Here is a 26868-nt window from a genome sequence, read left to right on the forward strand (position 1 = left end):
ACAGGTCATGACCGACGAAGCTTCGCGCCCGAACCTGACCGCGGCCATTTTTGGTGGATGCGGGATGGCATGGGCGGGAATCGCCTCGCTCTTTTGGCTGTCGTTGTCCACGCCTGAGTTCCGGGGAATCAGCGCGCCTTGGATCGCACTTATGGCAGGTGTGATAGCAGTCGTGCTGCTGACTTTCGCGATCGTCGCTTCTTCCGTCGCTTCCTTTCTCCAGCGCCGGGGCTATTGGCCGCGATTGCTTAGCGGGAAGGCGATTCTCATCAGCGGGGCGGTGTTGCTAGCGCTGGGAATCGGGACCGGCGTTTACGATGGCATTCCACAGGTTCGTTTGAAGAGAGTGGTGCCTGCGGCGGAGGGAATTGTGTCCGACGTGCAAGTGGCGGGTTTCGATTCCTTCCTCGCCAGGCGCTGGCTGCTTTCTTTCCACGTGACGTCCGCCGATGCGGAGCGAATCGCGTCGTCGCTGGGGCTTCAGGAAGACAAGGAAGTCGACCTTAGGAGATCCTTGGGGAAAGATCCGTTTTTCTCCAATCGCGGTCTTGGTGGCGACATGGTGGTGCCGGAGGGAACGAGAGGCTATTTCAGAAGATTCATCGACGGGCCCGAGGACCAAAGCGTGGAGTGGATCACGATGGCGGTGAGCGAGGAGCAGCAGCGGGCGTGGCTTTATGTGGGGTATCAGAACTAGCATGGGCCTGCCTGAATACATCACGCACTATTTCGAGGCGGACCGCGGACCATTCCGGAATATCTGCGACCTCAGCGAGGAGGATGCGAGGAAGCTTGTCAGCGAGGAAGAGAACGCGACGACTGCTTTCAATCGCTTCGCGATGGGGCCTGACTTTCTCGCATGGCGGCGGGAAGCGGATGATCTCCTGATCCGGGCGTATTCCGAGAAGTTCGGTTGTGTTCCTGAAGGGCGGCCTTACTTCGCGGTTCTGGGAAGCTTCGACAAGACGCTGACGATGTTCCGGGAGGGGCGGAAGATCGAGATGGAGGTGTCAGGATTTTCAGAGAAGGAGCTTACCTTCATGTATCCTGACCACGCTCATCTGGTCACGGTCTATGGGGCCGATGCTCCGGCACTCTTTTACCAGCCGCCGACGGATTGGAGTCGTGAGAGTTTTTGGGGGCGGCTCTTCACGCTCGCGGAGCTGCGGGAGGAGTATTCAAGGCTGGGGATCGACAGGATGATCCGTGCGCACGAGGAGCGTGATGGCTGGGCCGGGTGCTATGTGGAGGCCCAGCTTTGGCGGCGTGGCTTGCGAGGGGAGGGATAAGGAGCGTGATGGTCCCCTGCGGGCACGGAGTTTATGCCGCCTGTGGAGACCATTCCTGCCAGCCTGAAGACCGGCGCTGCCAGTGTGTTAGACGGCGGGGGCTTTCCAGACGAGGCGGACGGCGTCGATGCGGACGCGGGCGGACTTGATGGCGGCGGCGAGTTCTTGTTCGCGGGCGACGAGTGCGTCGACCTCTTGGGGGCGGACGTGGTCGTTCATGGCGGCGAGGTCCTTGAGGCGGGAGATCTCGCTGTCGAGTTGGGCGTGCATGGTTTGCAGGGCGGACTCGATGACTGCCCTGCTGGCTTCGGTGCCGAGGTCGCGGACGCGCTCGAGCATGGTGGGGAGGACCTTGCGCTTCACGGCTTCATTCCGCAGGAGGCTAGCGGGGTCGCCGCGGCGGAGCTTGGCGGAGGCGAGGGCGGCATCGCCGGTCTGGTCGCCGCCGGTGTGATCGACGGCGATGCGGAGCGGGACGGGGGGCAGGAAGCGCTCGACGTGAAGGCGGGCGGGGGCGACGCATTCGACGACGACCTGTGCTTCCAAGAGCATGCGCTTTTCCGAGGGGGATTCCCAAATGCCGAAGGAGGCATTGCCGGCTTCCGAGCCTAACAGGAGGTCGAGGGCGGCGCGGGTCATGGGATGATCCCAGGTGAGGAAGGCTTCCTGTTCGCGCTCGAGGGCGCGCTGGCGATCGAGCGTGACGGTGATGCCTTCGTTCGGCAGGGCGGGGAAGGCGTCCGACTTGAGATTGCCGGGGAGGAGGAAGTAGCGGCGGCGGCTGAGCTCCTCGATGTGGAGTCCGCAGTGCTCGAAGAGGCGGAGGAGGAAGTCCTCGAACTCCGCGTCATCGTCCCATGACTTGATGGTGGCGATGGCTTTCGCCGCTTGTTCAGGACGGTGGGAAGAGTGTTCTAACAGGCGGTCCTGGCCGCGGGCCAGGCGTTCGGAGATGCGGGCGCGGCAGGCTTCGGTCTCGGTGAGGAGGGGCTTCAGCTTCTTCGGGTTTGCCAAGGCCTCGTCGAGAGAGTCGGCGAGTTCGCGTTGGATCTCGGCGGCGCCCTGCGGGCTGGAGCGGAAGGCATCGAGGCCTTCGTGAATCCAGCGGACTCGGGTTTCTTCGGCGGTGCCCTTCAGGTAGGGGACGTGAATATTGATGGTTCCGCGCTGGCCGATGCGATCGAGGCGGCCGATGCGTTGCTCCAACAGATCGACATTGTCCGGGAGATCGAAGAGGACGAGGTGGCGGGCGAACTGGAAGTTCCGGCCTTCACTGCCGATCTCGGAGCAGACGAGGACGCGGGCACCATCTTCGTCGGCGAAGAAGGCAGCATTCCGGTCGCGCTGGATGAGCGTGAGGTCTTCGTGGAAGAGCGCGGCGACGGAGCCGGTGGTATCGCGAAGGGACTCGATGATTTGCTCAGCGAGTTCGCGGGTCTTGGCGATGACGAGGACCTTCTCCTCGGCCGGGAGCTTTTCTAACAGCGAGGTGAGCCAAGCGACCTTGGTAGCCATTTCGTCGTCGCCCTTGAGTGCGGCGAGGAGGGGAAGGCGCTCCGGGAAGCCGCCTAGGCGGGCGCGGGTATTCCGGAACATGACCCGGCCAATGCCGCAGCCGTCGAGAAGATCCTGGATGAGGCGCTCGCGTGAGCCTTCCTTCTCCAGGAGGAAATCGGCGGCGGCTTTCAGGAGGCGCGGGCGTCCTGCGGTGAGGGCACCAAGGCGCTCACTGGCTTCGCCGCCTTTTGTGAGGGTGTCGACCAGATCGGCGACTTCCTCGTATTGACGGGTCTCCTCGCGATACTGGCGGAGGTCGCGGTAGCGGCCGGGATCGAGCAGCTGGAGGCGCGCGAAGTGGCCCTCGGGTCCGAGCTGCTGCGGGGTGGCGGTGAGGAGGAGCAGACCCTCGGTCCGGGCGGCCAAAGTACGAACGACCTCGTAGTTCGCGCCGGCTTCCTCGGGTGTCCAGTCGAGGTGATGCGCTTCATCGACGACGAGCACGTCCCAGCCAGCTTCGCGGGCTTGGGTGGCGCGGGCTTCGTCGTCCGCAAGGAAGTCGAGAGGAGCGAGGACGAGCTGGCTATCGAGGAAAGGATTGGTCTCCGGATCGCCTTCCTCAATGGCGATGCAGCGCTCTTCATCGAAGAGATCGAAGGTCAGATTGAAGCGACGCAGGAGCTCGACGAACCACTGGTGAACCAGCGGCTCGGGAACGAGGATGAGCACGCGGGAGGCGCGGCCGGTGATTAGCAGGCGATGAAGGATGAGGCAGGCCTCGATGGTCTTGCCGAGGCCGACTTCATCGGCGAGGAGGACGCGGGGCTGGAGGCGATTCGCCACCTCATCGGCGATGAAGAGCTGGTGCGGGATGAGATCGACGCGTGCGCCGGCGAGGCCGCGGGCGGGAGAGCGACGCATCTCGGCGCGACGGCGGAGGGCTTCGCCGCGGAGGTCGAACTCGCCGGGGTCATCGAGCTTGCCACCGAAGAGGCGCTCGTCCGGCTTGCTGAAGCACATGGAGTCAGCGAGCTGGGCTTCGGTGACCTCGCCGGACGGGGTTTGATAAATGCGGAGGCCGAATTCCTCGCGGACCTGGTCGACGGTGGTCTCGACACCTTCGTGAGTGGTGATGCGGTCACCGGGCTGGAACTTCACGCGGCGTAGCGGCGCGGTATCGATGGCGTAGCAGCGCTGCTCGCCTGCGGCGGGGAAGACGATTTCGACGCGTCCGTGGGAGCCGTCGAGGATGATGCCGAGGCCGAGTTCGGGTTCGCTATCGCTGACCCATCGTTGGCCGCGTTTCCAGGTAGAGGTGGCAGGCATTCGTGAAAAGGGGCGCGCACCCTACGCGTGCAGCGCGACTCGGCAAGCACGGGGAACGGGAAATGCAGGCGGGGGAAACCCCGTAGGCGGCTTGGTTGTGGTCTTGGCGGATGGGGGGGAACGGGCTGGGAACCGTTCTCCGTGTGTAGACCGGGTAGATGGGTAACAGACGTGCGGGGACATGGGTTACACTTTGGACTGTATCCCGCGGGCTGGCACATCCGCCAGAAGCCTGACGGCTCGGAGAGCCATCCCTGCCAAAGAAAAAAGCCGCCCGGAGCGAGTCCGGACGGCTTTGGGAAATATCGATGGAGTGACAGGCGAGGCTTATTGGTCTGCCTCTTCTTTTTCGTCGTCTTCCTCTTCCTTGTCGCCGCCCTTGGCCTTCTTCTCCTTGGCCATTTCGAGCTGCTTCTTGAAGCCGTCGAATTGGCCGGCCATTTCGCTGTCGGGAGCGACCGCCTTGGCTTCGTCGATGGCCTTGATCGCTTCGTCGAACTTGCCCATCTGGGCGTAGATCATGGCCTTGGTGGCGACGATCTGCTGCTTTTGGTCGCCCTCGAACTCGCCGGCGGACTTTTCAACGAAGGCAAGGGCGCCCTCGTGATCTTTCTTGGCGGCAAAGCCATTCAGCTCTTCCTCGAAGGCGGCGAACTTCTGCTTGGCGGCGAGCTTCTTGCCGAAGCCGGTCTCGTCCTTCGGGTCGGAGGATTTGATCTGATCGACGACGGTCGGGTAGAAGGCGGCGACCATTTCGTCCTCGAGCTCCATGGCGTCGAGTGCGGCGACCAGGGCCTTGGCCTTGGCGGGGCCTTCGGCCTTTTCGGCATCGGCGAAGGACTTGTCGCGGGTGACTTTCTTCGCGCGCAGCTCATCGAGATGGGCGACGTATTTTTCGGGTCCGCCTTCCTGATAGCCGGTCTTGGCGAAGGGCTTGCCCTCGGGATCGCAGAGCAGGATGGTGGGGTAGCCTTGGATGGAATACTTGCCCTGAAGCTCTTCATTCTGCTTCTGGGTTTCCTCGGAGAGCTTGGACTTGTCCTGAGGGTAGTCGAGTTCGACGAGGACGAACTTGTCCTTCACGCCGGCCTTGAACTCATCGTGCTTGAAGACCTCGTCATTGAGCTTGATGCACCAGCCGCACCAGTCGGAGCCGGTGAAGTCCATGAGGAGGTCCTTCTTTTCAGCGGCGGCCTGCTTTTTGGCGGCGGCGAAATCGGGGGTCCAGCCTTCACCGCCGGCGAAGGCGGGGGAGAAGCTGGCGAGGGCGGCACAGGCGGCCGCGAGGATGTATTTGGTTTTCATGAGGTATCGTGGGACGGGTGAGTCTCCGGGAGACGAGCCCAGAGCGATGCAGGACGCACGCTTTTTCCATGAATTTCACGGAAAGTGCGGTGAAAAGAACGACAGGACGGGCTGGACGGCTTAGTGAGGAATCCGGAGAATCTGCGACCGATGGAAGAAGCACCGGAAGTCCCCACCCCGCCACCGGAAATTCCAAAGGAGAAGCTGTGGCTGGCGCTGCTGCTGCCGCCGGCGATCATGTGCTTCGGGAGCCTGATCGCGCGCAATGCGGCGGCGCACAGCTCGAGCTACGGGACGGAATTCCTGGTAATGCTGCCGGTGGGGCTGGTGGCGATCCTGGTGACCTCGGTGCTCTTCGTGCGGGCCTGGGGTGTCCGCTACAGCGGGCGGTCGCTGGTTTTGACGACGATCGGCTACATTCTCGGGCAGATTGTCCTGTGCCTGGCGGTGTGGTTCGGCTGCTGTTTGATCCCGTATCGCTGACCTTGACCCATGCGGCCGCGCGTTTTCAAAGAGATCCTGAAGCAGACGACCTCGCGTTGTCCGGAGTGCCAGAAGCCGGCTCCGGCGGAGGTGTGGAAGACGGCGGGGACGCCAGCGATGGTGTATCTGACGCGGGAGTGTCCGGATCACGGCGAGCACACGGCGTGCATCTCCAGCGATGCGCGCTTCTACTGGCTGGCGAAGGGTGATCCGGCGAATGCATGCGGGCCGGGGTGTGCGTGCTCGGCTGATCCGGCCGGGCGGGATGGGACGCTCGGGCGGAATGCGGGAGCCACGGATCCGGCGGTGGAGGTGCTATCGACGTGTCTGGCGCTGATCGAGATCGTGGACTCATGCAATCTGGCGTGTCCGACTTGTTTCGCGGATTCGCCGGTGGGAGCGGCGGGTGACCGGCTGAAGGCGCACTCGCTGGAGTCGCTGCAAGGGCGGATTCGCGGGGTGATCGAGCGGAAGGGGAAGATGGAGATTCTGCAGCTCTCCGGTGGGGAGCCGACGCTGCATCCGGAATTTTTCGAGCTGGTCGATTGGATTCATGCGGAGCCGGGAATCGACTACTGCCTGGTGAATACCAATGGGGTGAGGATCGGGAAGGAGGATGGGTTTCTGACGGAGCTGGGGACGCGGGCGCGGCGGGGGTATTTCCAGCTGTATCTGCAATACGATGGTCCGCAGGAGGCGGGGCAACGGGAGCTGCGTGGTGGTGATTTCCGCGAGATGAAGCGCGCGGTGATGGATCGCTGCGAGCGGGAGGGCATCCCCTTCACGCTGGCGATGACGGTGACGCCGGAGAATGTGGCGCATCTGTGGGATACGATCGGGGAAGGGCTGCGCTACTCGTGTTGTCGCGGGGTTTCCTTCCAGCCGATGTTTCTCTCCGGCAGGCGACCGGGTATTGGTGGCGAGCGGCTGAATACGGCGGACATTATCATTGGCGCGGTGGAGCAGTCGGGAGGGAGGCTGAAGTATGAGGACTTCACGCCGCTGCCGTGCGGGGATCCGAATTGTGCGACGATCGGGTATCTGCTGCGGACGCCGATCGGGGTGCGGAGCATTTCCGAGTTCATCGACTTCGCGAGTGTGCAGGGCTTCCTGCGGGACAAGGTGCGGTATGAACTGTCCGATCTGATCCAGTGCGGGTGTGAGAATACGGAGCTGGGAGAGATCCTTCATCGGTTCGAGATGAAGGAGCGGGATGCGTTCCGGCTTTTCATCAAGCCCTTCATGGATGCGTGGACGTGGGATCAGGATCGGATCGATCGCTGCTGCACGCATGTGATCCGGCCGGATGGGAAGCTGGATTCTTTCTGCAGGTATTATTCCGGGTTTCCGGATGCGTCATGAATGAGCCGCTGAAACAATCGGGCCGCAATATCGGCTGGCAGAGATTCATCGTGTGGATGATGCCTTCGTGCGTTCTTCCCTTTCTGGTGATTGGTCCCGTTTTCATGTTTTCCGTCGCGATTCCGTTTCTGGTGCCGATTTTGTTGGTCGTCGCTATCGGAGCGTTGGGCTACCTCGCACACTATGATGCGCTTTTGCAGTGCCAGCAGCGGGAGATTCCGCCGGGTGATTCGGAGGCGCAGATTCCCATGAAGATGGCGCGCTTTATCTTGCTGCAGCTACTGGTCGTCCCGCTCGTGTGGTGTGCAATTGCGTTCGCATTCTGTGCGGTGACGGGGCTTCACGTTTGAAAGCTTTTCCCGGACCGCGATGGACCCAGGCTTTTCTCCACCGAACCTAGCGGTCAGGTGGTATCGATTCATCCTGTGGATGATGCCGACGGTCATCTTCGCCACGACAGGGTTTGGACTGAGTCTGCTTGGATCGGGGTCGGTGTTGCGGCAGGGTATGCTCGACTATGGTATGCTCGCCTGCATCCTGGTGACCTTGGTTTCGGCGATCGCCATCGGGAGTCTCGATGCACGGTTGCGTTGTCAGCAGCGGAAGGTGAAGTTGGATGCGCCGCGTGCGAATCTTGCCGTAGAGACGTTCAACTTTGTGGTGGCACAGGTCTTTGTTATCCCCGGGTTGCTGTTCCTCTATATGGTGTTTGCGGGCTTGGTTTTTCATTTGGTGAGGTGATGATCCGGAAATTCCACCCTGAAATCAGAAGCCATGTCGCAACCACCGTATGACGGAGGCCCACCGCCCAATCGCGCAATCGGCTGGTATCGCTTCGTGCTGTGGATGATGCCGACGTGTGTGGCGATCACGAGCGCCATTGGGTTGGGGTGGTTGGCAAACGTAACGAGGTTCAGGGGCGGTGATCTTCTCGTCCTGGTCTGGTTTGTCTTCAATATCGCCGCCGCGACGGGCATCGGGTTCTTCGAGGCGAAGCTGGAGCGTTCACCAAGGCCGGGACGGGCGGCTCAGTCCGAGTCGGCCAAGGTTGTGAAATTCGTGTCGCTGCAGTTCATCGTGGTGCCGCTCATGAGCTGTGTGATCGCGTTCGGATATTGTCTGATGGGAGGCTTTTGATGGGATGGGAGAGTTCGCTCGCCGATGAATGAGAACCTTCCGCCACCGAACCGCGCCATTGGTTGGTATCGCTTCATCGTGTGGCTATTGCCGTCGCTGGTTGTTCCCGTGTTGATCGCGCTGGGACTTGTGATCGGAGGGGGGATTGGTGCGAGTGCGGCTGTGGGAGGCGGTTTGTTCGTGCTGAATTCGCTGGGCCATCTCGATGCACGCTTGAGTTGCCATCAGCGCAGGGTTTCGCCTGAATCCCCTGAGGCGGGGCGTGGCTGGACGCTGGCGACCTACCTGATCTTGCAGATCGTTGTCATTGTGCCGGTCATGACTTTCGCTCTGGTCTATGCCATTTGTGCGGCGACTTTTGACTATCGCTCGATTCGATGATGAGCCCGTACCTTCCGCCGCCGAACCGCGCCATTGTCTGGTATCGCCGGATGGTGTGGATGATGCCGACCTGCGTGGTGGTGACTTCGTCGGTCGCGGGCATGTGGCTGGCGCCCAAGTTTGGGTGGTGGGTGAAGCTTCTCCTGTGGCCTTGGTGGCTGTTCAATATCGCCTTTGCCTTCGCGCTGGGTTTTTTCGAGTACAAGCTGCGGCCGACGCAGGTGGGGGAGGCGGTTGGGTCGATGGTGACCTTTGTGATGGTCCAATTCATGTTCGTCCCGGCCAACCTTGCGGCGTTCGCGGCGATATGGTTGTTGCTGACAGGATTCTGAAATCTGCATGCCCACGCCTTCCGGTTCTCCTGTTTACGCATTGATGCTGCTGCTCGGCATCGTCATCGGAGCGGTGTATTGGTTCCGGGTTTCGAAGACGGATGGGCGGCTGCCTTTGATTTACTTCGGGGGATTGGTGGGGGCGTTTGCGGGGGCGAAGATCGCCTACCTGCTCTCGGAGGGGTGGATGCATTTCCATCATCCGCTGCGGTGGCAGCTGTGGCTTTCGGGGAAGTCGATCATCGGGGCACTGCCCGGAGGTTGGGCGGGAGTGGAGATCGTGAAGCGGTCGATGGGGTATCGGGCGGTGACGGGGGATCGATTTGCGCTGCTGCTGCCGGTGCCGCTGATTCTCGGGAGGATCGGTTGTCTGTATGCGGGGTGTTGTCTGGGGATCGAGTGTTCGTTCGGGAGGTGGCCGGCGGTTGAGGTGGAGATCGGGTTTCAGGTGTTGGCGCTAGTGGCACTGCTGGTGATGAAGGCGAGGCGCTGGCAGACGGGGCAGCATTTTCATCTGTATCTGATGGCGTATGGGCTCTTCCGCTTCGGTCATGAATTCCTGCGGGCGACGCCGAAGCCTTTTGGCGGATTGTCCGGGTATCAGTTGATTGCGCTGGCGACAGTGATTGCGGCGGGGGTGGCTTATCGGAGGCGGCGCGGGATAGCTCAGGAGGTGCAGGCAATGGACGCGGGTTTTCCTGGCTAACAGGAAGCTCCTCTCGCTTGGAAGAAGCGCAAATTTTCGTGACCTTGGGCGGCTAGTCCGCTTTGGTGAAATGCGATGTTGCAGCGGCCGGATTATGAGAGACCTCCGGACCGTCCACCGTCCAATTCGGCGATCGCTTGTTATCGTTTCGTGCTTTGGCTGATGCCAACGTGTGTGGCGATCGTGGCCGCGATCGGATTGGCGGTGCTTCTGAGGGGTGTGAGCAAGAGTGTGGTCGCCTTGTGGCTGCTCGTGACTGTCGGATCCACGGTTGCGATTGGGATGTTGGAGGCCCGGCTTCAGGTCGCGAGCGGGGAGATTCGGATTGAGAAGCGTTCGGCCGCCGCTTGGCAGTTTTCGTTGATTCAGGTTTTCGTTCTCGTTCCAGTGCTGATCTTCTTGCTTGTGCTTTTTCTGCTCGGGCCAGGTGGCATCAAGATCTCGTGCTGACCGGGTCGGTTTGCGGCTCGCTTCAATGGCTTTCCATGGATAGCAAACAGGGTGTTTTCCGGTGGGCGGGGATTCGTTGAATGGCGGGTCTTCCGGCTTGGCGTCACTGGCGTTCTGGCGGTTCCATAATTTTCTCATCCCATGCGAGTCATCCACGCCCCGTCTCCGAACGAAACCGCCGCTCTCGACACTGCTTCGCTGCGCGAGGCTTTTCTGGTGGAGGAGTTGTTCCAGCCCGGGAAGCTGACTTTGGTTTATACGGATCTGGATCGGGCGATCGTGGGGTCGGCGGTGCCGGGGGCTGTGCCGCTGGAGTTGGATGCGGGCGAAGAACTACGGGCGCAGTATTTCTGCGAGCGGCGGGAGATCGGGGTGATGAATTTTGCGGGCAAGGGTTCCGTGACGGTGGACGGCACGATGTATGAGCTGGAGAAGTGCGACTGCCTCTACATCGGGCGGGGGAGCCGGGTGGTTTCGTTTGCCAGCGATGATGCGGGGGAGCCGGCGGAGTTTTATTTGATCAGCTATCCGGCGCATGCGGCTTACCCGACGACGAAGGCGACGCCGGCGGATGCGAATCGCGTGGAACTGGGCAGCAAGGAGGAGTGCAATGAGCGGACGATCTGCCAGTACATCCATGAGAACGGGATCAAGAGCTGCCAGCTGGTGCTAGGGTATACGGAGTTCAAGCCGGGGAGCATCTGGAACACGATGCCGGCTCACACGCACCTGCGGAGGAGTGAGGTGTATTGCTACTTCGATGTGCCGGCGGGTCATGCGGTGCTGCACATGATGGGCGAGCCGGATGAGACGCGGCCGCTGTGGGTGCATGACAAGCAGGCGGTGCTTTCGCCGGCGTGGTCGATTCACTGCGGCTGCGGGACGGCGGCGTATCGATTTGTGTGGGCGATGGGTGGGGAGAACCAGGCGTTCACTGACATGGACAAGATCGCGATTTCGGATTTGCGATGAGCGTGTTCTCCAAATTCTCTCTGGCCGGGAAGACGGCTCTCGTGACCGGATGCAAGCGTGGCATCGGGTTTGCGATGGCGGAGGGGCTTGCGGAGGCGGGGGCGGATATCATCGGGGTGAGCGCTTCGCTGGAGGAAAGCGGCAGTGAGATTGAGAAAGCGGTGACTGCGCATGGTCGCAGGTTCACGGCGTATCGATGCGACTTCGCGGATCGGGCTGCGGTGAAGGCTTTCGCGGCGAAGGTGCTGGAGGAGCAGGGAGTGCCGGACATCCTCGTGAACAACGCCGGGGTGATCCAACGGACACCGGTGGCGGAGCATCCGGATGAGATGTGGTTCGACGTGATTGACGTGAACCTGAATGCGCCGTTTTTGCTGAGCCGCGAGATTGGGGCTAGGATGATCGAGCGCGGATCGGGGAAGGTGATCTTCACGGCTTCGCTGCTGACCTTTCAGGGCGGGATCAATGTCCCGGGCTATGCAGCGTCGAAGGGTGGCATCGGACAGCTCACGAAGGCGCTGGCGAATGAATGGGGGCCGAAGGGCTTGCAGGTGAATGCAATCGCGCCGGGCTACATTGCGACGGATAATACCGAGGCGCTGCGGAATGATCCGGCGCGGGAGCAGGCGATCCTTTCACGCATACCTGCGGGGCGGTGGGGCGAGCCGGATGACTTCAAGGGTCCGGTGATCTTCCTGGCCAGTGCCGCTTCGGATTATGTGAACGGGGAGATCCTCGTCGTGGATGGCGGGTGGATGGGGAGGTGATGGCTTTCGCCCTATTCCGGCAGTGGCTCCCTACGCTTGATCCATTCCTCAGGGATGGCAGCTGATCCGGTGTAGCAAGTGACCACGCCGCCGATGATGGCGCAGATCGTGTCCCGATCCACGCCGCCAAGCAAACCCAGCCGGATCGCTTTCTCGAAGTCGCCCAGGGATTGGCCGCAGCACCACAAGGCAAATGGAACGGTGTCCTGCGCGGACATTTCGTGTCCCGCGCCAAGGACAGACACGGGGAACTGGATGGACCCAACAGAGCTCATTTCCCGCGCCTTGAAAAGCCGGGATCGAACCTCGCTCTCCGGGACAAGCTCTGCCACCCGATTCAGGAAATCTTCGTGGCAAGCAGGCCTTCCCGCGGCGCGCAAATCACACGCAACACTGGCCGCCACGGCTACTGCGATGGCACCGGCGATTCCTTCGGGATGAGCGTGGGTCACCTCTGCAGCCAGTGCTGCATGGTGCCGGACCAAGTCGTCAGAACCCGCAAAGTAAGCCCCGATCGGCGCGGCTCTCATGGCAGCGCCATTTCCGTAGGAGCCTTGGCCTTCGAAGAGCGAGTAAGCCACCGATCGCCAATGCTCTCCCTCGCGGATCCTCATGAGGGCCCGATGCATCGCTGGCCCATATGCCCGGTCATAACTGTAGCCATGGGCAAAGCTCATCGCCAAGGCGTCTTGGTCGATGCGACCGAGATTCAGCAACATCGACAGAACCGAGAGAGACATCTCCGTGTCGTCGGTGTAGTGCCATGGCGCTTCTGGCAGATAATCCCCTCGCAGGACCCTCTCTTCAAGGTCGGCCTGAAGGCTGAAGAAGCATTGCCCAAGGGCATCGCCCACTGAAAGCCCTTGGATCGATTCGATGGCTCTCTCAGTAGGAGTCATGTTACGAATATTACAGCAATGGTCGGCATCACGGATGGGTGCAGCTTCTTGGTCGATATCGGGATAAGGTGGCGTGGCGATGGTATTCCGAAATCATCCTTCAACCTTGACTCCCATAAGCCCAAGAATTCCGAGGAGTGTCACCGACAACGTCGTGCTGGTCATCCAGACTGCCATTGCAACAAGCCAATAAGTGAATGGCGCCCTTTTCCTCCAATAGGGCCAAACTGCGAAGACCGACACCACGAAGAAGAGAGCCATTATCGCTGGCACGGGCATATGGAAAACACTCAGCCCCAGGAAAAAGACCGGAGGGAACACAGCGACTCCAATCATGTACTTCCAGTAAAGCCGAAGTGCCGTTTCCAAGGGGAGTCGAGAGGCGGATGCAGGCGGAGTAGAGTTCATGTCGTTGCGACTGCTTCGAGAATTACTCGGAGGGATCCTTTGAATCATCGGCTTCAGACGAAGCGGCATCTGGCTCTGCTGGTGCCTTTGGTTCGAATCTCACGAACTTCCCGTCCTGCCAGCGGATGAAAATCTCTGTTAGAAAGTGTCCGGTGCCGCCGATGAAGCCGGTTATCTTGAAGCTTCCAGAGCGTTCGCTTTTCAGGTCATTGGCAGTCCAATCGTAGTGTAGGCCCGGAAAGGCAGTGGCGTATAGAACGGGAATGCATAGCTTGGGCTCTGGGCCGGGATCGTTTTTCCTGGTTACAATCAGGATGCTTTCCGCAAAGACGAGGCCCAGATCGATGTTCTTGTCGGAAACGTAGCGGATGCAGAGTAGTTCTTGGCCTCTGGGATCATGGCCCAATGAACTCAGCGCAGCGTAGTACCCGGCAAGGGGCTTCCATGTGTAGCTCTCGGGCTCCTGAAGCTTCTGATTGATCTGAAACTCCGGCATGTGGGTCAGGAAGTGTCGCAGCGGCTTCTCTTCACGAGGAATCTGAAAGACGGGGCCTTTTTCGGATTCGGCCGCGTCGGGCACGGCGAGGTAGGGGCCGCCGGAGTCCGCGGCAAGTGGGAGGATCTGTGAGACGATCAGCGTGGCGAACAGGAAAAGCCGGTTCATGGCGGTAGGGCAGTGCTAAGGCGAGGATAGGATCGCCTGATGCCTTATGATTACGTTGCAATCCTGGCGATGATTCCAGCGATAACTGAACCGGGGAAAAAGAATGACGGGTAGCCGCGAAGGCGCAGCGTGACGTCGCCGAGCCGGGGTGCTAACCATGGAAACCAAGGTCCAGTGCGGGTTCCGGGCGAGGTTGGCGTTTTGATGTCCGTTCTCCGGGAGTCTGAACCCTCTCCTGATCCATGAACCCGCGACGATGATCACCACTTTCGATTACCTCATCATCGGGGTGTACCTGGTCTTCATGCTGGCGATCGGGCTGGGTTTCCGGAAGATGAGCAAGAACACGTCCGACTACTTCCGGGCGGGCGGGGCGATGCCGTGGTGGTTGACGGGGGCGTCGGCGTGGATCTTCAGCTTCAGTGCGTGGACGTTCACGGGGGCGGCGGGGAAGGTGTATGAGACGGGGACGCTGGTGCTGCTGGTATTCTACGCGACGATCGTGGCGCTGATCTTTGCGATGCGGTGGACGTGTGTGCGGTTCCGGCGGATGCGGGTGATCACGTGGATGGAGGCGGTGCGGATTCGGTTCGGGCCTTTCAACGAGCAGTTCTACACGTGGATCAAGTTGCCGCTGCTGCTGTTCTTCGCGGGGCTGGGGCTGAATGCGATCGGGGTGTTCATGTCATCGGTGTTCGCGATGGACATGAATGTGATGTTGATCGCGCTGGGCGTGGTGGTGACGCTGGTGGCCTTCGCCGGTGGTTCGTGGGCGGTGCTGGCGAGTGACTTCGTGCAGGCGTTCCTGATCATGACGATCACGATCTGCACGGCGATCATGGTGCTGGTGCGGCCGGAGATCGGGGGGCTGGGGGGATTGATGGAGAAGGTGCCGAGCGCGCATTTCCATTGGGGTGAATTGGCGAGGCCGCAGTTGATCGTGCTGTGGTGCCTGGGGACGCTGTGGCTGAAGTTTTCCGACGAGAACAACATCGAGCGCTCGACGATGTACCTGATGACGCGGAGCGATGCGGATGCGCGGAAGATGGTGCTGATCCCATTGGTTGGGATGCTGGTGGGGCCGCTGATCTGGTTCATTCCATCGATGGCGGCGACAATCCTGCATCCGGATCTGGCGGCGGAGTTTCCGAACCTGAAGCAGCCGCATGAGGCGGCCTTTGTCTCGGTGGCGATGGATGTGATGCCGCAGGGGCTGTTAGGCTTGCTGCTTTCGGCGATGCTTGGTGCGACGGTGACGAGCATGGATGCGGGGCTGAACAAGAACGTGGGGATTGCGATCCGGAGCTTTTACAAGCCGGTGCTGCGGCCCGATGCGTCCGAGAAGCATCTGCTGGTGGCGGGGAAGATTTGCACGCTGGTCTTTGGCGCGGTGATCATTTTGTTCGCGCTCTACATTAACAAGATCCGGGACACGAACCTGTTCGACTTCGTAAACCAGCTCGCGGCCTACTTCCTGATGCCGCTGGCGTTGCCGTTGATCTACGGGCTGTTCTACCGGCGCACGCCGGGTTGGTCGGCGTGGAGCACGGCGCTGGTGGCGGGGGCGGCGACTTGGGCGATTGGGAAGGTCTGCACGCCGGAGTGGTTCCAGCAGGTGATGGGATGGGAGAAGCCGCTGAACGGGGATGAGAAGACGTATCTAAAGCTGGGGATCACGACGATGGGGGGAACGGTGGTGGTGGGGTCGGCGTGGTTCTTCTTCACGAGTCTCTTTTACAAGCAGGCGCCGGTGGAGGAGCGGGAGCGGATCGAGGGATTTTTTGAGAAGCTGGAGACATCGGTGGACGAGCATGGGGTGGGGGAGGTGCAGACTTCGGTGTATCGGCTGCTGGGGACGATGTGTCTGGCGTATGGGGTGTTTATCCTGATGCTGATGGCGATTCCGAATCCATTGGGCGGGCGGATGGCGTTTTTGTTCGTGGGGGGGACGTTTTGTGTGGTGGGGGTGTTGTTGAGGAGGGCGGGAAGGACGGTGGTGGAGGTGGCGCGGCGAGAGTAAGGGGACGGTGCCAGAAGAAGGATGGTTGATGCCGGCGGTCACTCATCCTAGACCTTCCCAAGCTAGTGCCCATGCGATCCATCGAAGAGCTCGTCGATATTCAGGACTCCGCCTTGCCCTTCGTCCGGGAGGCGGTGGAAGCACACCCCGGGAGATGCGTGATGCATCCGCCATCGGAGACGGCTGCGGACGCGCTGTATCGCTGCCAAGTGACAACCCGTTCGCCGATGGGTGCGATCGTTTATCATACGGGCGGGATCAGCGTGCTGGATGGCTGGGTGCGAATCCTCGGTTCGGGTTGCCCCGCCATTCCTCGCAGCTTGCCGGAATGGAATGAGGGACGGACAGCGGGGTTCTACTTGGTGGCGGACGATGCGTTCGGAGGATTCTTCGCCCTGGATGGAGGAGCACTGGGACCCGGGAAGGGCGAGGTCTTCTATTTTTCTCCGCGAAGCCTCGATTGGGTGGAGCTGGAGTGCACCTACAGCCAGTTCCTGGTCTGGGCCTGCTCCGATTTCCGAGGGTTCTATGACGACATGATCTGGCCGGGTTGCGAGAGTGCCATCGCAGGGTTGGGGCCGGATCGTTGCTTGTTCTTTTGGCCGCCGCTGTGGACTACGGAGTGCGTGCTGCCTCCGGGTGAGATCAAGGATGTGCCTGTGGCCGAAGCGTGGGGATTTCAGATGGATGCGGCCCGGCAATTGGGATGACGCAGGAGCTGAGCCCGTCACCTCCATTCGGGTGATGGCGCGGGGTCGGTTTCCGGGCGATGATGCTTGGTCGAATGTCCGCTGAAACCCAAGTCCGGCGCGTGAGATCCGGTTGGCTCGCTTTGCTTGCTGGCTGTGGCTTGCTCGCGATCGCGTCGCCGCTGTGTGCGCAGATGCACATGGAGAATCTGAATCGCGGGGTGGTGGCGATTCGGACGAGTTCGACGCAGGCGTATGTGGGATGGCGGTTCCTGGGGCTGGATCCGGATACGACGACGTTTCATGTCTTCCGGTCGATCGGTGGCGCGGCGGTGGTTCAGCTGACGACGACGCCGATCAGCAACACGACGGATTATCGGGACACGCCGGGGAGCAGTGCCTTTGGCAGCACGATTTCCTACTACGTGCGGCCGGTGGTGGATGGGGTGATGGGGGCGCCATCGGAGTCCTTCACCTTGCCGGCTGGAGTGGCGGTGCAGCCTTATCTGAGCGTTCCGCTGGATCCGCCTGCAGGTGGGACGACGCCGTCGGGGGAGGCCTACACTTACTCGGCGAATGACGCTGCGCCTGCGGATCTGGATGGCGACGGGGATCTGGATATCGTGCTGAAGTGGGACCCCTCGAACTCGAAGGACAATTCGCAGGGTGGCTATACGGGGGAGGTTTATCTGGATGGCATTCGCCTAGATGGGACGCGGCTGTGGCGCATCAATCTGGGGAAGAACATTCGTGCGGGGGCTCACTACACGCAGTTCATCGCGTATGATCTGGATAGTGACGGTCGTGCGGAGGTGGCGATGAAGACGGCGCCGGGTAGCATCGACGGGCTGGGGAACAATATCCTGCTGGCCGGGGATAGTGCGACGGTGGACTACCGGAACTCCAGTGGGTATGTGCTCAGCGGGCCGGAGTATCTGACGATCTTCGACGGTCTAACAGGCAAGGCGCTTGCGACGACGAATTTCACGCCGGGGCGCGGGACGGTTTCGGATTGGGGGGATAGCTATGGCAACCGGGTGGATCGTTTCCTGGCGGGCGTGGCCTACCTCGATGGCTCGCGGCCGACGCTGCTGATGTGCCGCGGCTACTACACGCAGACGCATATTGCGGCGTGGGATTGGCGGGACCGGCAGCTGACGAAGCGCTGGCAATTTGATGCTCCGAATGGGACGGCCTATGCGGGTCAGGGGAATCACCAGCTGTCCGTGGCGGATGTGGATGGCGATGGGAAGCAGGAGATCATTTATGGCTCGATGGCGGTGAATGACGATGGCACCGGGCTGTATTCGACGGGGCTGGGGCATGGAGACACGCTGCACGTTTCCGACTTCGATCCGAACCGGCCGGGGCTGGAAGTGTTCGCGGTCCATGAGGACATGGGGAGCAGTGGAAACCGCGGCTCTTCGTTTCGTGATGCGGCCACTGGTGCAATCATCTATTCCACGCCAGCGACGGCGGATACGGGACGCGGGGTGATCATGGACATCGATCCGGCTTCGCCGGGGGCGGAGTCGTGGAACAGCAGCGATGGGAACATTTACTCGACGACGGGTGCGATCCTCGGCGCGAAGCCGGGGAACATGCACCAGAACTTCGGCATCTGGTGGGATGCGGATGTGTTGCGCGAGACGTTGGATGGGACGGTGATTTCGGACATCAACACGACGACCTATGGTCGCTCGAATGTGCTGCAGGCGTGGGAGTATGGCGCGACGGATAACAATGGAACGAAGGCGAATCCGTGCTTGTCCGGTGACTTCCTCGGCGATTGGCGGGAGGAGTTGATCTGCCGGAAGAGCGATAGCTCGGCGCTGCTGCTTTTCACTCCGACGAGTTCGTCGAGTCGGCGGCTGCGAACGTTTCTGCATGATCCCCAGTATCGGGTGGCGCTGGCGTGGCAAAACGTGGGCTACAACCAGCCGCCGTATCCTTCTTTCTTTGTCGGGCAGGACATGGCGACGCCGCCGATGCCGAATATCACGACGGCGTCGATCTCACTGCCACGCTTGCCGGGGGATGTGGTGTGGACGGGGTCGGTATCGCAGACTTGGGATGCGAGTGCGGTGAATTTCAGGGTGGTTTCGGATGCGTCGCAGGTGCCGTTCATTGCGGGAGATGCGGTGCGATTTGACGATACGTCGGCGCTGGGGATCATCACGATTGGTGCGGCGCTGAGTCCGGGATCGGTGGTGGCGGATCATGTTAATGCGCTCGCTCTAACAGGAGCGGGGTCGCTTGCGGGAACGGGCACGGTGGAGAAGCGGGGGACGGGGACGCTCACGCTTTCGACGGCTAACAGCTACTCGGGTGGGACGTTGCTGAAGGCGGGCACGATTTCGCTGAGCAATGCGAATGCGCTGGGCACGGGGACCGTTACGCTACGTGGTGGGACGCTGGCGACGGGGGCGCTGACGGTGCCGAATAGCATCGCGGTGGAAAGCGACGCGGTGATTTCGGGAGGGAACTCCGGTGGGAGCCATGGGGTGAAGGCGATCTCGGGGAGTGGCACGCTGACGCTAGCGGCGACGAGTGTCTTCGACCTGGAGGGCGCGCTGACGGGTTTCGCGGGGAAGTTCAGTTTCGGTGGCAGTGGGTCGTTCCGGTTCTTTGGTTCAGGCGGTTCTGCCGCGGCGGATTTCGATCTGGGGACGCGCAGCTTGAATGCGCGCTCGGGGTCGGCGTTTGCGCTGGGGTCGTTGACAGGGCAGGCGGGGGCGGTGCTCTCGGGTGCCTCCGGAGGCGGGAACAATGTGGCGGTGACCTATACGATCGGTGGCAATCATCACGACACGGTCTTCGATGGTGTGGTTTCGAATGGGAATAGCACCACCGCTGTCACGAAGGCGGGCAATGGGCGGCTCGTGATGGGCGGGGCGAATGGCTACACCGGGGTGACGCAGGTGCAGGTGGGATCGATGGTGGTGAATGGATCGCTGGCGAATAGCGCGGTATCGGTTTCGAGTGGGGCGACGCTTGCGGGGACGGGATCGCTCGGAGGGACGCTGACGTTGGCGGCGAATGCGAAGCTCGGGATTGCGGTGACGCCGGCATTGACGCGCGGGCTGACGGTGGCGGGGAATGTGACGTTGTCGGGGCCGGTGACCGTGGTGGCGGAGGAGCTGGGAGCGACGCTGGTTGCGGGGACTTATCCCTTGTTGCAGTATTCGGGGAGCTTGAGCGGGACGCCGCAACTGACGTGGTCGGGGCCGGTGGGATCGAGTTTGGAGGCGAGCTTCGCGGTGCAGGCGGGACGCATTGATCTCATTCTAACAGAGCCGCAGTCGGCTTTCGAGATGTGGGCGGCGCAGCGCTTCGGAGTGAATGCGCCGCCGACTTCGGCGGGGCCATTGGCGGATCCGGATGGGAACGGGGTGTCGAACCTGATGGAGTACGCGCTGGGCGGAACTTCCGGGCAGGCGTTTGCGTTGAGTCTGCTTCCGCAGGCGCAGCTTTCGGGGGGACGGATGGGCTTGAGCTTCCAGCGGATTGCGGATCCGACGCTGACTTACTCGGTGGAGGCGGGGGATTCGCTGGGGGCGATGGTTTCGATCTGGAGCAGCACGGGCGCGGCGAACGCGGCCGGGCTGGTGGTGGTTCAGGATGTGCTGGAAGCGGTTGGGCGGGCGAAGCGGTTCATGCGGTTGCGCGTGAGTGAGGACGAGTGAGATTTCGGTGTGGAAATTTCCGTGGGAATCACCATGGCGGAGGACGATGGTTTTGAGGCAGGCTTGTGCCGTGATTGAATGTCTTCCGCGTGGGATCTGCTCTTGGAACTACGAATTGAGCTGCGCCGGTCACGGGGCCCAGACGGAGCTGCGGTGGATGGGTGAGCAGGGGAGCCTGTGGGTGGATGGCGAGTCCTTCAATGTGGTGAAGGAGGGGCTTTGGAGCGGGCGCTGGCGACTTGAGGGAAATGCGGGGACGCTGTTTGTCGCGCAGAAGGTATCGGCGTTCCGGAGGACCTTTGAGATCGATGGTCGTGGAGGGCAGGCGGTGCTGAGGGCGGAGTCGGCTTTCGGGCGATCGATGTTGCTGGAGGGTGAGCGGGTGAACGTGGCGATCCGGCCGGCGCATGTGTTCACGCGGCGGGCGTCCATCCAAGGAGAGGTGGGGGATTTTCGGTTGGTGGCGTTTGGGTTCTGGCTGACGGCGCTGCTGTGGCGGCGGGCGGCTTCGAATAATAATTCGGGTGGTGGTGGGTCGTGAGGTTCAACTCGAGGCCGTCCCCAGCCGGACCTTTCGGAGAAAGGTCCCTGCCTTTGAAGGTTCCTGCCATGGATGCTCTCCATGGAAAGCGGCTTTGGCATCGCGTGGTGCGCCGGGGAGGATGCATGGATCTCTTTGACGATGATCCGGCCTGGTGAACTTTGGAATGATGGGAATGGCGTGCCGATCAATGCGCATGGGGGTGGGGTGTTGTTTCATGAGGGGACGTATTGGTGGTTCGGGGAGCACAAGATCGGAGGCGAGGAGGGGAATCGGGCGCATGTGGGGGTACATGTTTATGCGTCGGAGAATCTAACGGATTGGCGGGATGAGGGGATCGCGCTGGCGGTGGATGATGCGCCGGGGAGTGAGATTCCGAGCGGGTGTATCCTGGAGCGGCCGAAGGTGATTTTTAACGCGCGGACGGGGAAGTTCGTGATGTGGTTTCACCTGGAGCCGAAGGGTGGCGGGTATGGTGGGGCGCGGAGCGGGGTGGCGGTCGCGGATGCGGTGGCGGGGCCGTATCGGTTTCTGCATAGCTTGCGGCCGAATGCGGGGGTGTGGCCGGAGAATGTGGCGGAGGAGTGGAAGCGGACTCTAACAGAGCGTGAGGAGCAGGAGCTGGCGGCGCTGGGTTTGGGTGGGGCTCCGTTTCCGTGGTATCCGCGGGAGGTGGTGTTTCGGCGCGACTTTGAGGGCGGGCAGATGGCGCGGGATATGACCTTGTTCGTGGATGACGATGGGTGTGCGTATCAGGTCTATGCTTCGGAGAACAACGGGACGCTGCATGTGTCGCTGCTGGATGAGACTTTCACGAAGCCGGCGGGGCGCTATGTGCGGATCTTTCCGGGGAGGTTTCATGAGGCTCCGGCGGTGATGAAGTGGGGCGGGAGGTATTGGCTGTTCACGTCGGATTGCACGGGTTGGGCGCCGAATACGGCGCGGCTGAGTTCGGCGGCGTCGATGTGGGGGCCGTGGGAGGAGCATGGCAATCCGTGTCTGGGCAGCGGGGCGCAGATCGCGAATAGCTTTGAGTCGCAGCCGACGTTTGTCCTGCCGGTGGTGGGGAAGCGGGATGCGTTTGTTTATATGGCGGATCGGTGGCGGCCGGGGAATGCGATCGATGGGAGGTATGTGTGGTTGCCGGTGGTGTTCCGACATGGGCTGCCGGTGGTGGAGTGGAGAGGTGCTTGGGAGGTGGAGGGTGAGTGGGACGTGTGAGAGGATTTAACCGCGGAGGCACAGAGGTCGCGGAGGAACGCGGAGAGGAGATTTTTAACCGCGGATTTCGCGGATGGCGCGGATGCGATTGAGGGGTGAGTTGGTGGCGCGCGGAGCGGTCCTGTGAGCAGGCAGTTCGGTGCTTCCGCATTGTAACCAATGCGCCTACGAAGATGAAGGGACGGCTCCGCCGTTTGAGAAGGCGGGCGTTTTTATACTTCAATCGTCCGGCGGGTGGTTGGAGGATGGGAGATCGATGGCTTCCCCTCCCTCATCGCTCATGTCTGGGCCTCCGCGACCTTCTCCGCTTTCTTTCGTGCACGGTGTTCGTTCAGTGCCGGCGGCGCTGGGGATTTTGCGGCGGCGGCCGGGGATCTTGTTGTGGCTGGTGCCGCCGTTGGTGATCACGCTGGTGCTGGATGCGCTGGCGTTCTGGTTTGCCTTTGGCGCGGTGAGGGAGCTGATCGTGGGGTGGATGCCGAAGGGGGACTATAGCGGCTGGCTGATCACGGGGCTGGAGGCGTTCGCGGGCTTGGCGCTGCTGTTCCTGTTGGGGTGGACGTTTGCGTGGGTGTTCCTGCTGCTGTCGAATCCGTTTCAGGATTACATTTCCGCTGCGGTGGAGAGGGACCGGGGGAAGTATGCGCCGGAGCCGGCGGGGTTTCGCGGCTTCTTGAAGGGAACGGCGCTGAGTGCGGTGCAGTCGGTGATCCTGCTGGGGCTGACGCTGCCGGTGTTGGTGGTCGGCTTCGTGCCGGTGGTGGGGCCGGTGTTTGTTTTCGTGTGGAGTGCCTTTGTGATGGGCTTCTCGTTCTTCACGATTCCGGCGGGGAGGAGTGCGCGGCGGCTATCCGATCGGATCGCGCTGGCGCGGAGTCATCCGAAGGGGATGATTGGCTTGGGGGCGGTGGTGGCTGCGGCGGCGCTGGTGCCGTTTTTGAATGTGGTGTTCCTGCCGGTGTTTATCGTGGCGGGGACGTTGCTATATTTGGAGGCGCACGATGTGGAGACGGGCGAGGCGAGGTTGCCGGAGGGGTGAGGCGGAAGTGCCGAGTGATCAGTGATCGGTGATCAGTGGAAAGGCACGGGGCTGGTGGAGGATTTGACCGCGGATTTCACGGATGGCGCGGATGAAGAAGGATCTGGCTGGATGGGTTTTTAACCGCGAATGGACGCCAATAGGCGCGAATGAAAGCCAGCTCTTTGATCACTTCCGGCATCTCATTTAACCGCGAAAGAACGCGAAAATGCGCGAAATCTAAAGGCAGGAAGAAGAGTCTATTCTAACAGATTTCGCGCTGTTTCGCGTGATTTCGCGGTTGGATTCTTTTGCCGCTTGGCGTGAACGATTGCACTCCCACGGAAGATGCCTGGTAATCGGCGCCTTGCTTTGACCGGCCGGTCTCGGCACGGGACGGCGAGGCTTACAGATCCTTATAGGGCATGGAGAAGGTGTCGCCGTCTTCGATCTTGCCGCTGAGGAGTCCTTTCTGGAACCAGCGGGTGCGTTGCTCGGAGGTGCCGTGGGTGAAGGAGTGGGGGACGACGCGGCCTTGCATCTTTTTCTGGATGGCGTCGTCGCCGATGGCGTTGGCGGCGCGCATGGCTTCCTCGATGTCGCTGCGATCGAGCTTGAGGGTTTGCTGCGAGTGATTCGCCCAGACGCCGGCGAGGTAGTCAGCCTGGAGTTCGAGGCGAACGGAGTATTCGTTGTAATCGGGACGGCCGCGCATCGCGGCGACCTTGTCGGAGATGCCGAGGAGGTTCTGGACGTGATGACCCACCTCGTGGGCGACGACGTAGGCCTGGGCGAAGTCTCCGGGTGAGTGGAAGGTCTGCTCCAGTTCATCGTAGAAGCTCAGGTCGATGTAGACGTCGCGGTCACCGGGGCAATAGAAGGGGCCCATTGCCGCCTCGCCGGTGCCGCAGGCGGTTTGGGTGCGCCCGCGGTAAACCTGCAGCTTCGGTTGCTCGTATTTCTTGCCGATCCTTGCGAACTCCTTGGTCCAGACGTCTTCGGTGCTCGCGAGCACCACCTTGACGAAGTGGAAGCGCTCCTCATCCTCCTTGCTCACCTGGGTCGTCTGTGCCGGGCCGATGGATCCGCCGCCGAGCAGGGTGCTCAGATCGATGATGTGGCACTGGACCAGGATGAAGGCCACGACGATCCCCGCGATGATGCCCTTGATGCCGAAGGTCCGGCCGATGAACGAGAGCAGGCTGATTGCGGCGCCGCTTCCGCCGATGCCGCCGCCGCCCCCGGAGGTCCTGCCCCGTGCGTCGTCCACGTTGTCACTCTCCCGGTTTCCTTTCCATTCCATGGTCGTAGGTGGTTTGTTTGCGGCTAACGGTCCGATACTGGACCCGGCACGGTCGCTAGGTCGATATCTTGGTATCTGAAGATTTTCGCGGAGATCTCTTGGTAGGGACTAATGCCATTCAGGCCTTTTTCTAGGAAAAAACAAGTGCGCGAGGATCTGCTCTCTTGAGGGAGGCTTGTGCGCGGGGTTTTTCGATCTAATTGAGTCCGAGAGGAATTCTCCGAAGGGTCAATTGGGGAGCCGTGCTGGCAAAAGCGTTGGCGCCGTTCAGGCTTCTGCCGGTGTGGATGCAGAAGGCAATCAAGCGCATCCAGATCGGGTGTTTTGAAGCGATATGCTTCCCACGGCTTTTTACGGGAGAATTCTCCTTTTCTGCGATTGCTAATTACCATAGCTGGAGCCCCAATCTTCGCTCGCTGGCACTATATCCTCCTGATGCATTTTTTGCCAAATGATCCGATGAACGAATCTAACACGATCTATAAAACGCGGTTCTATTCGGACTGTATCGGGGTTTTCCAAGGTGGAGGATGTCGGGCGGCAGCCTTGGGCGGAGCCTATGATGAAGCTTTCAAGTTAGGAGTGCGCTTTTCCGAAGTCGCAGGAACATCTGCTGGATCAATAGTTGCAGCCCTTATTGCGGCGGGAGCCGAGCCACAATATTTGCTCGGAAAACTCCGAGAACTCGATTTCACCACTCTGATCAAGAGCCCAAAAAAATCAACCTTCACTAAGGTCCGAAAGCGTGTGTGGCTTGCCCAATGGGTTCCTTTCAAGGGTGAAATGGGAAGAGCCGCGGTCAAATTCGCTAGGATGGGAGGACTCAACAGTTCGGAAAAAATAGGCGAATGGGTGGAGGAATGTCTGAGGGATCTCATCGGCAAAGCGAGTGGACCTGTGCTTTTCAGCGATTTGCTGATGCCACTTCATGTGGTTGCAGGAGATCTCAGCACAATGAAGCCAAGGGTTTGGAGTAACCATGCTTCGCCAAACCAGAGTGTCGCCCATGCAGTACGAGCTTCGTGCTCCATTCCTGGTTTTTTTCAGCCGGTTGAAGAGGGGGCAACCTTGCTAGTCGACGGTGGAGTTGTTAGCAATATACCGCACTTTCTCTTTAATGGCGCAGCTAAAAGAGGCCGACAGTCGAAGCGTGTTTTGCTTTTTATGCTCGAATCGACAGAGGAGCAAAATCGAGCATGCGATGCGAAGGAACTAGCATCTCAGGTGGCTTCATTGGCTGTCGATGGAGGAATGGATGTGCAGCTTTCGTTTACTCCGAACATCGCTAAAATTGTGATACCAACTGGGGCTATTCAGGCCACGGATTTTGATAGCATGGATGCCGGGAAAGTGAATTCTTTGATAGAAAGCGGTCAAAGAACCGCGCACAAATTCATAACGGAAGAGCTGCTCAATTCCCAGGGTGCGGGATCAGGTGTTTCTATCATTTATGACGAGCATGAGGCATTCCTCGCCGTCGCAGAACGATTGAACTCAGTACGTCAGAGTGTGAGGATTGCGATGAGGGATACCAAATGGTTCTGGGAGCTATTTCCGACGGTGCTGAACTGGAAAAAAACCGGGATTCAGGTGACTGTGTTTACTACGCCGTTGGGAGGATGTTCGTCGGAAGGCCCTAAAGAAAAGCAGCGGAGAGGGTTCTTGGACGGGATGGGTGTAGAACTCAAAGTGGTCCCTTCTTTGGCATTTGAAGGCTTCTTGTTTGATGATGCTACAGCGGTTGATTCAGCTGCACTGATTTTCCGCGGAGAGAAGTCGGACTACGAGCCGCTTGCTCGATACTACAGCGGGCGTATCGATCAGACCGCCGTCTCCGCTCTTGGAGATAAATTCAGTCTGAATAGCGCCTTTGACGGAATGAATTTCCAACCGAAAATGAGTTCCTCGGATGAGTCGACTTTATTGGAGCTTCTCAAAACTAACGTTCCGTTTTACAGGGATCCGGAGGTAAGGCTTTCAATTGAGGAAATTGAAATCTCAAGAATTCATCTCATTTCGAGATTTGTAAGGGCGTTTCGTTACAAGCAAATTGGATCCTTGGTGGAAAGCTACTCCGAAGCCGGGCTTGAGCTTTTTGAGCCTGCTCAAATTTCTCTTCGAGACGGTACGTATTCGATTGTGACGCCGCCAGTTGTGGAACCTGCAGGGTTGGACTTTGTTGCCCTTGAGGGAAACACGAGATTTCTATATTGTCTTAACAATGGAATTTCCAAGGTGAGGGCAGTAGTTGTTAGGGGTGTTGGCGTTGAACTTCCTGCTGCTCCTATACCTCTTAAAAGAGTGACGATCACTGCTGTTAAGCGTCCGCCTGAGGAACGGATGGTGGCATTCGATCATACTCGCTTCCGCGATATTGAGCGCGCAGTCCGACCTCTTCCAACTATTTGATCT

General features: G+C 60.5%; 25 protein-coding genes. 20 read left to right on the forward strand and 5 right to left on the reverse strand.

Translation table 11 applies throughout. From position 1 onward, the window contains the following. Positions 1 to 7 precede the first annotated feature (7 nt). Both WKV53_RS12795 and WKV53_RS12800 read left to right on the forward strand, forming a co-directional pair. Positions 8 to 697, forward strand: coding sequence for a hypothetical protein (locus WKV53_RS12795; RefSeq protein WP_341404991.1), 690 nt, complete (start codon positions 8 to 10; stop codon positions 695 to 697). 1 nt (position 698) lies between these two features. Beyond that, positions 699 to 1289: a hypothetical protein gene (locus tag WKV53_RS12800; RefSeq protein WP_341404992.1), complete on the forward strand. Its 591-nt coding sequence runs from the start codon at positions 699 to 701 to the stop codon at positions 1287 to 1289. Positions 1290 to 1376: 87 nt separating this feature from the next. Here the strand turns inward: WKV53_RS12800 and WKV53_RS12805 are convergent, their stop codons facing one another. Both WKV53_RS12805 and WKV53_RS12810 read right to left on the reverse strand, forming a co-directional pair. Next, positions 1377 to 4112 carry a helicase-related protein gene (locus WKV53_RS12805; protein WP_341404993.1) on the reverse strand — a complete coding sequence of 912 codons (2736 nt, stop codon included), beginning with the start codon at positions 4110 to 4112 and terminating at the stop codon, positions 1377 to 1379. A gap of 327 nt (positions 4113 to 4439) precedes the next feature. Continuing rightward, positions 4440 to 5417 carry a thioredoxin family protein gene (locus WKV53_RS12810; RefSeq protein ID WP_341404994.1) on the reverse strand — a complete coding sequence of 326 codons (978 nt, stop codon included), beginning with the start codon at positions 5415 to 5417 and terminating at the stop codon, positions 4440 to 4442. 150 nt (positions 5418 to 5567) lie between these two features. On the opposite strand from WKV53_RS12810, the gene WKV53_RS12815 reads away from it, so the two are divergent. The 11 genes from WKV53_RS12815 (at position 5568) to WKV53_RS12865 (ending at position 12007) form a co-directional block, all read left to right on the forward strand. Next, positions 5568 to 5900, forward strand: coding sequence for a hypothetical protein (locus tag WKV53_RS12815; protein WP_341404995.1), 333 nt, complete (start codon positions 5568 to 5570; stop codon positions 5898 to 5900). A 9-nt stretch (positions 5901 to 5909) separates the two neighbouring features. Then, positions 5910 to 7262 carry a radical SAM protein gene (locus tag WKV53_RS12820; RefSeq protein ID WP_341404996.1) on the forward strand — a complete coding sequence of 451 codons (1353 nt, stop codon included), beginning with the start codon at positions 5910 to 5912 and terminating at the stop codon, positions 7260 to 7262. Beyond that, the gene (locus WKV53_RS12825; RefSeq protein WP_341404997.1) at positions 7259 to 7612 is read left to right on the forward strand and encodes a hypothetical protein; all 354 of its coding nucleotides are present in this window, start codon (positions 7259 to 7261) and stop codon (positions 7610 to 7612) included. The genes WKV53_RS12820 and WKV53_RS12825 overlap by 4 nt, the downstream gene beginning before the upstream one ends. Before the next feature lie 79 nt (positions 7613 to 7691). Then, positions 7692 to 8003: a hypothetical protein gene (locus WKV53_RS12830; RefSeq protein ID WP_341404998.1), complete on the forward strand. Its 312-nt coding sequence runs from the start codon at positions 7692 to 7694 to the stop codon at positions 8001 to 8003. 33 nt (positions 8004 to 8036) lie between these two features. Then, on the forward strand, positions 8037 to 8399 hold the full coding sequence (locus tag WKV53_RS12835) for a hypothetical protein (protein ID WP_341404999.1): 363 nt from the start codon (positions 8037 to 8039) through the stop codon (positions 8397 to 8399). Between the two features lie 24 nt (positions 8400 to 8423). Continuing rightward, positions 8424 to 8780, forward strand: coding sequence for a hypothetical protein (locus tag WKV53_RS12840; protein ID WP_341405000.1), 357 nt, complete (start codon positions 8424 to 8426; stop codon positions 8778 to 8780). Then, positions 8777 to 9112 carry a hypothetical protein gene (locus WKV53_RS12845; protein WP_341405001.1) on the forward strand — a complete coding sequence of 112 codons (336 nt, stop codon included), beginning with the start codon at positions 8777 to 8779 and terminating at the stop codon, positions 9110 to 9112. The genes WKV53_RS12840 and WKV53_RS12845 overlap by 4 nt, the downstream gene beginning before the upstream one ends. Before the next feature lie 7 nt (positions 9113 to 9119). Then, the gene (locus WKV53_RS12850; RefSeq protein WP_341405002.1) at positions 9120 to 9818 is read left to right on the forward strand and encodes a prolipoprotein diacylglyceryl transferase; all 699 of its coding nucleotides are present in this window, start codon (positions 9120 to 9122) and stop codon (positions 9816 to 9818) included. A gap of 183 nt (positions 9819 to 10001) precedes the next feature. Beyond that, positions 10002 to 10268 carry a hypothetical protein gene (locus WKV53_RS12855; protein WP_341405003.1) on the forward strand — a complete coding sequence of 89 codons (267 nt, stop codon included), beginning with the start codon at positions 10002 to 10004 and terminating at the stop codon, positions 10266 to 10268. A gap of 141 nt (positions 10269 to 10409) precedes the next feature. After that, entirely contained in the window at positions 10410 to 11240 is an 831-nt protein-coding gene (kduI, locus tag WKV53_RS12860; RefSeq protein WP_341405004.1) for a 5-dehydro-4-deoxy-D-glucuronate isomerase, read from the forward strand. Continuing rightward, on the forward strand, positions 11237 to 12007 hold the full coding sequence (locus tag WKV53_RS12865; RefSeq protein WP_341405005.1) for an SDR family oxidoreductase: 771 nt from the start codon (positions 11237 to 11239) through the stop codon (positions 12005 to 12007). The genes kduI and WKV53_RS12865 overlap by 4 nt, the downstream gene beginning before the upstream one ends. An 11-nt stretch (positions 12008 to 12018) precedes the next feature. Here WKV53_RS12865 and WKV53_RS12870 read toward each other — a convergent pair whose 3' ends face one another. Both WKV53_RS12870 and WKV53_RS12875 read right to left on the reverse strand, forming a co-directional pair. Next, positions 12019 to 12906: an ADP-ribosylglycohydrolase family protein gene (locus tag WKV53_RS12870; protein WP_341405006.1), complete on the reverse strand. Its 888-nt coding sequence runs from the start codon at positions 12904 to 12906 to the stop codon at positions 12019 to 12021. A gap of 430 nt (positions 12907 to 13336) precedes the next feature. Then, a complete protein-coding gene (locus tag WKV53_RS12875) occupies positions 13337 to 13978 on the reverse strand; it encodes a hypothetical protein (RefSeq protein ID WP_341405007.1) in 642 nt (213 codons plus the stop codon). 256 nt (positions 13979 to 14234) lie between these two features. On the opposite strand from WKV53_RS12875, the gene WKV53_RS12880 reads away from it, so the two are divergent. From WKV53_RS12880 to WKV53_RS12905, 6 genes are all read left to right on the forward strand, one after another. Further along, positions 14235 to 15998 carry a sodium:solute symporter family transporter gene (locus tag WKV53_RS12880; RefSeq protein WP_341405008.1) on the forward strand — a complete coding sequence of 588 codons (1764 nt, stop codon included), beginning with the start codon at positions 14235 to 14237 and terminating at the stop codon, positions 15996 to 15998. A 71-nt stretch (positions 15999 to 16069) separates the two neighbouring features. Continuing rightward, positions 16070 to 16708 (forward strand): DUF2625 family protein, encoded by a 639-nt coding sequence (locus WKV53_RS12885; protein ID WP_341405009.1) that lies wholly within the window; start codon positions 16070 to 16072, stop codon positions 16706 to 16708. Between the two features lie 59 nt (positions 16709 to 16767). Further along, entirely contained in the window at positions 16768 to 20373 is a 3606-nt protein-coding gene (locus WKV53_RS28785) for a rhamnogalacturonan lyase (protein ID WP_445974771.1), read from the forward strand. A gap of 70 nt (positions 20374 to 20443) precedes the next feature. After that, positions 20444 to 20914: a hypothetical protein gene (locus WKV53_RS12895; RefSeq protein WP_341405011.1), complete on the forward strand. Its 471-nt coding sequence runs from the start codon at positions 20444 to 20446 to the stop codon at positions 20912 to 20914. A gap of 81 nt (positions 20915 to 20995) precedes the next feature. Beyond that, a complete protein-coding gene (locus WKV53_RS12900) occupies positions 20996 to 22135 on the forward strand; it encodes a glycoside hydrolase family 43 protein (protein WP_341405012.1) in 1140 nt (379 codons plus the stop codon). 316 nt (positions 22136 to 22451) lie between these two features. Then, on the forward strand, positions 22452 to 23174 hold the full coding sequence (locus WKV53_RS12905) for an EI24 domain-containing protein (protein ID WP_341405013.1): 723 nt from the start codon (positions 22452 to 22454) through the stop codon (positions 23172 to 23174). A 385-nt stretch (positions 23175 to 23559) separates the two neighbouring features. Here the strand turns inward: WKV53_RS12905 and ypfJ are convergent, their stop codons facing one another. After that, a complete protein-coding gene (gene ypfJ / locus WKV53_RS12910; RefSeq protein WP_341405014.1) occupies positions 23560 to 24456 on the reverse strand; it encodes a KPN_02809 family neutral zinc metallopeptidase in 897 nt (298 codons plus the stop codon). Between the two features lie 435 nt (positions 24457 to 24891). Between ypfJ and WKV53_RS12915 the strand changes: the two genes are divergently transcribed. Next, a complete protein-coding gene (locus WKV53_RS12915; protein WP_341405015.1) occupies positions 24892 to 26865 on the forward strand; it encodes a patatin-like phospholipase family protein in 1974 nt (657 codons plus the stop codon). The last annotated feature ends 3 nt before the right edge of the window (positions 26866 to 26868 follow it).

It is taken from the genome of Luteolibacter sp. Y139 (assembly GCF_038066715.1).
Lineage (GTDB): Bacteria > Verrucomicrobiota > Verrucomicrobiia > Verrucomicrobiales > Akkermansiaceae > Haloferula > Haloferula soli.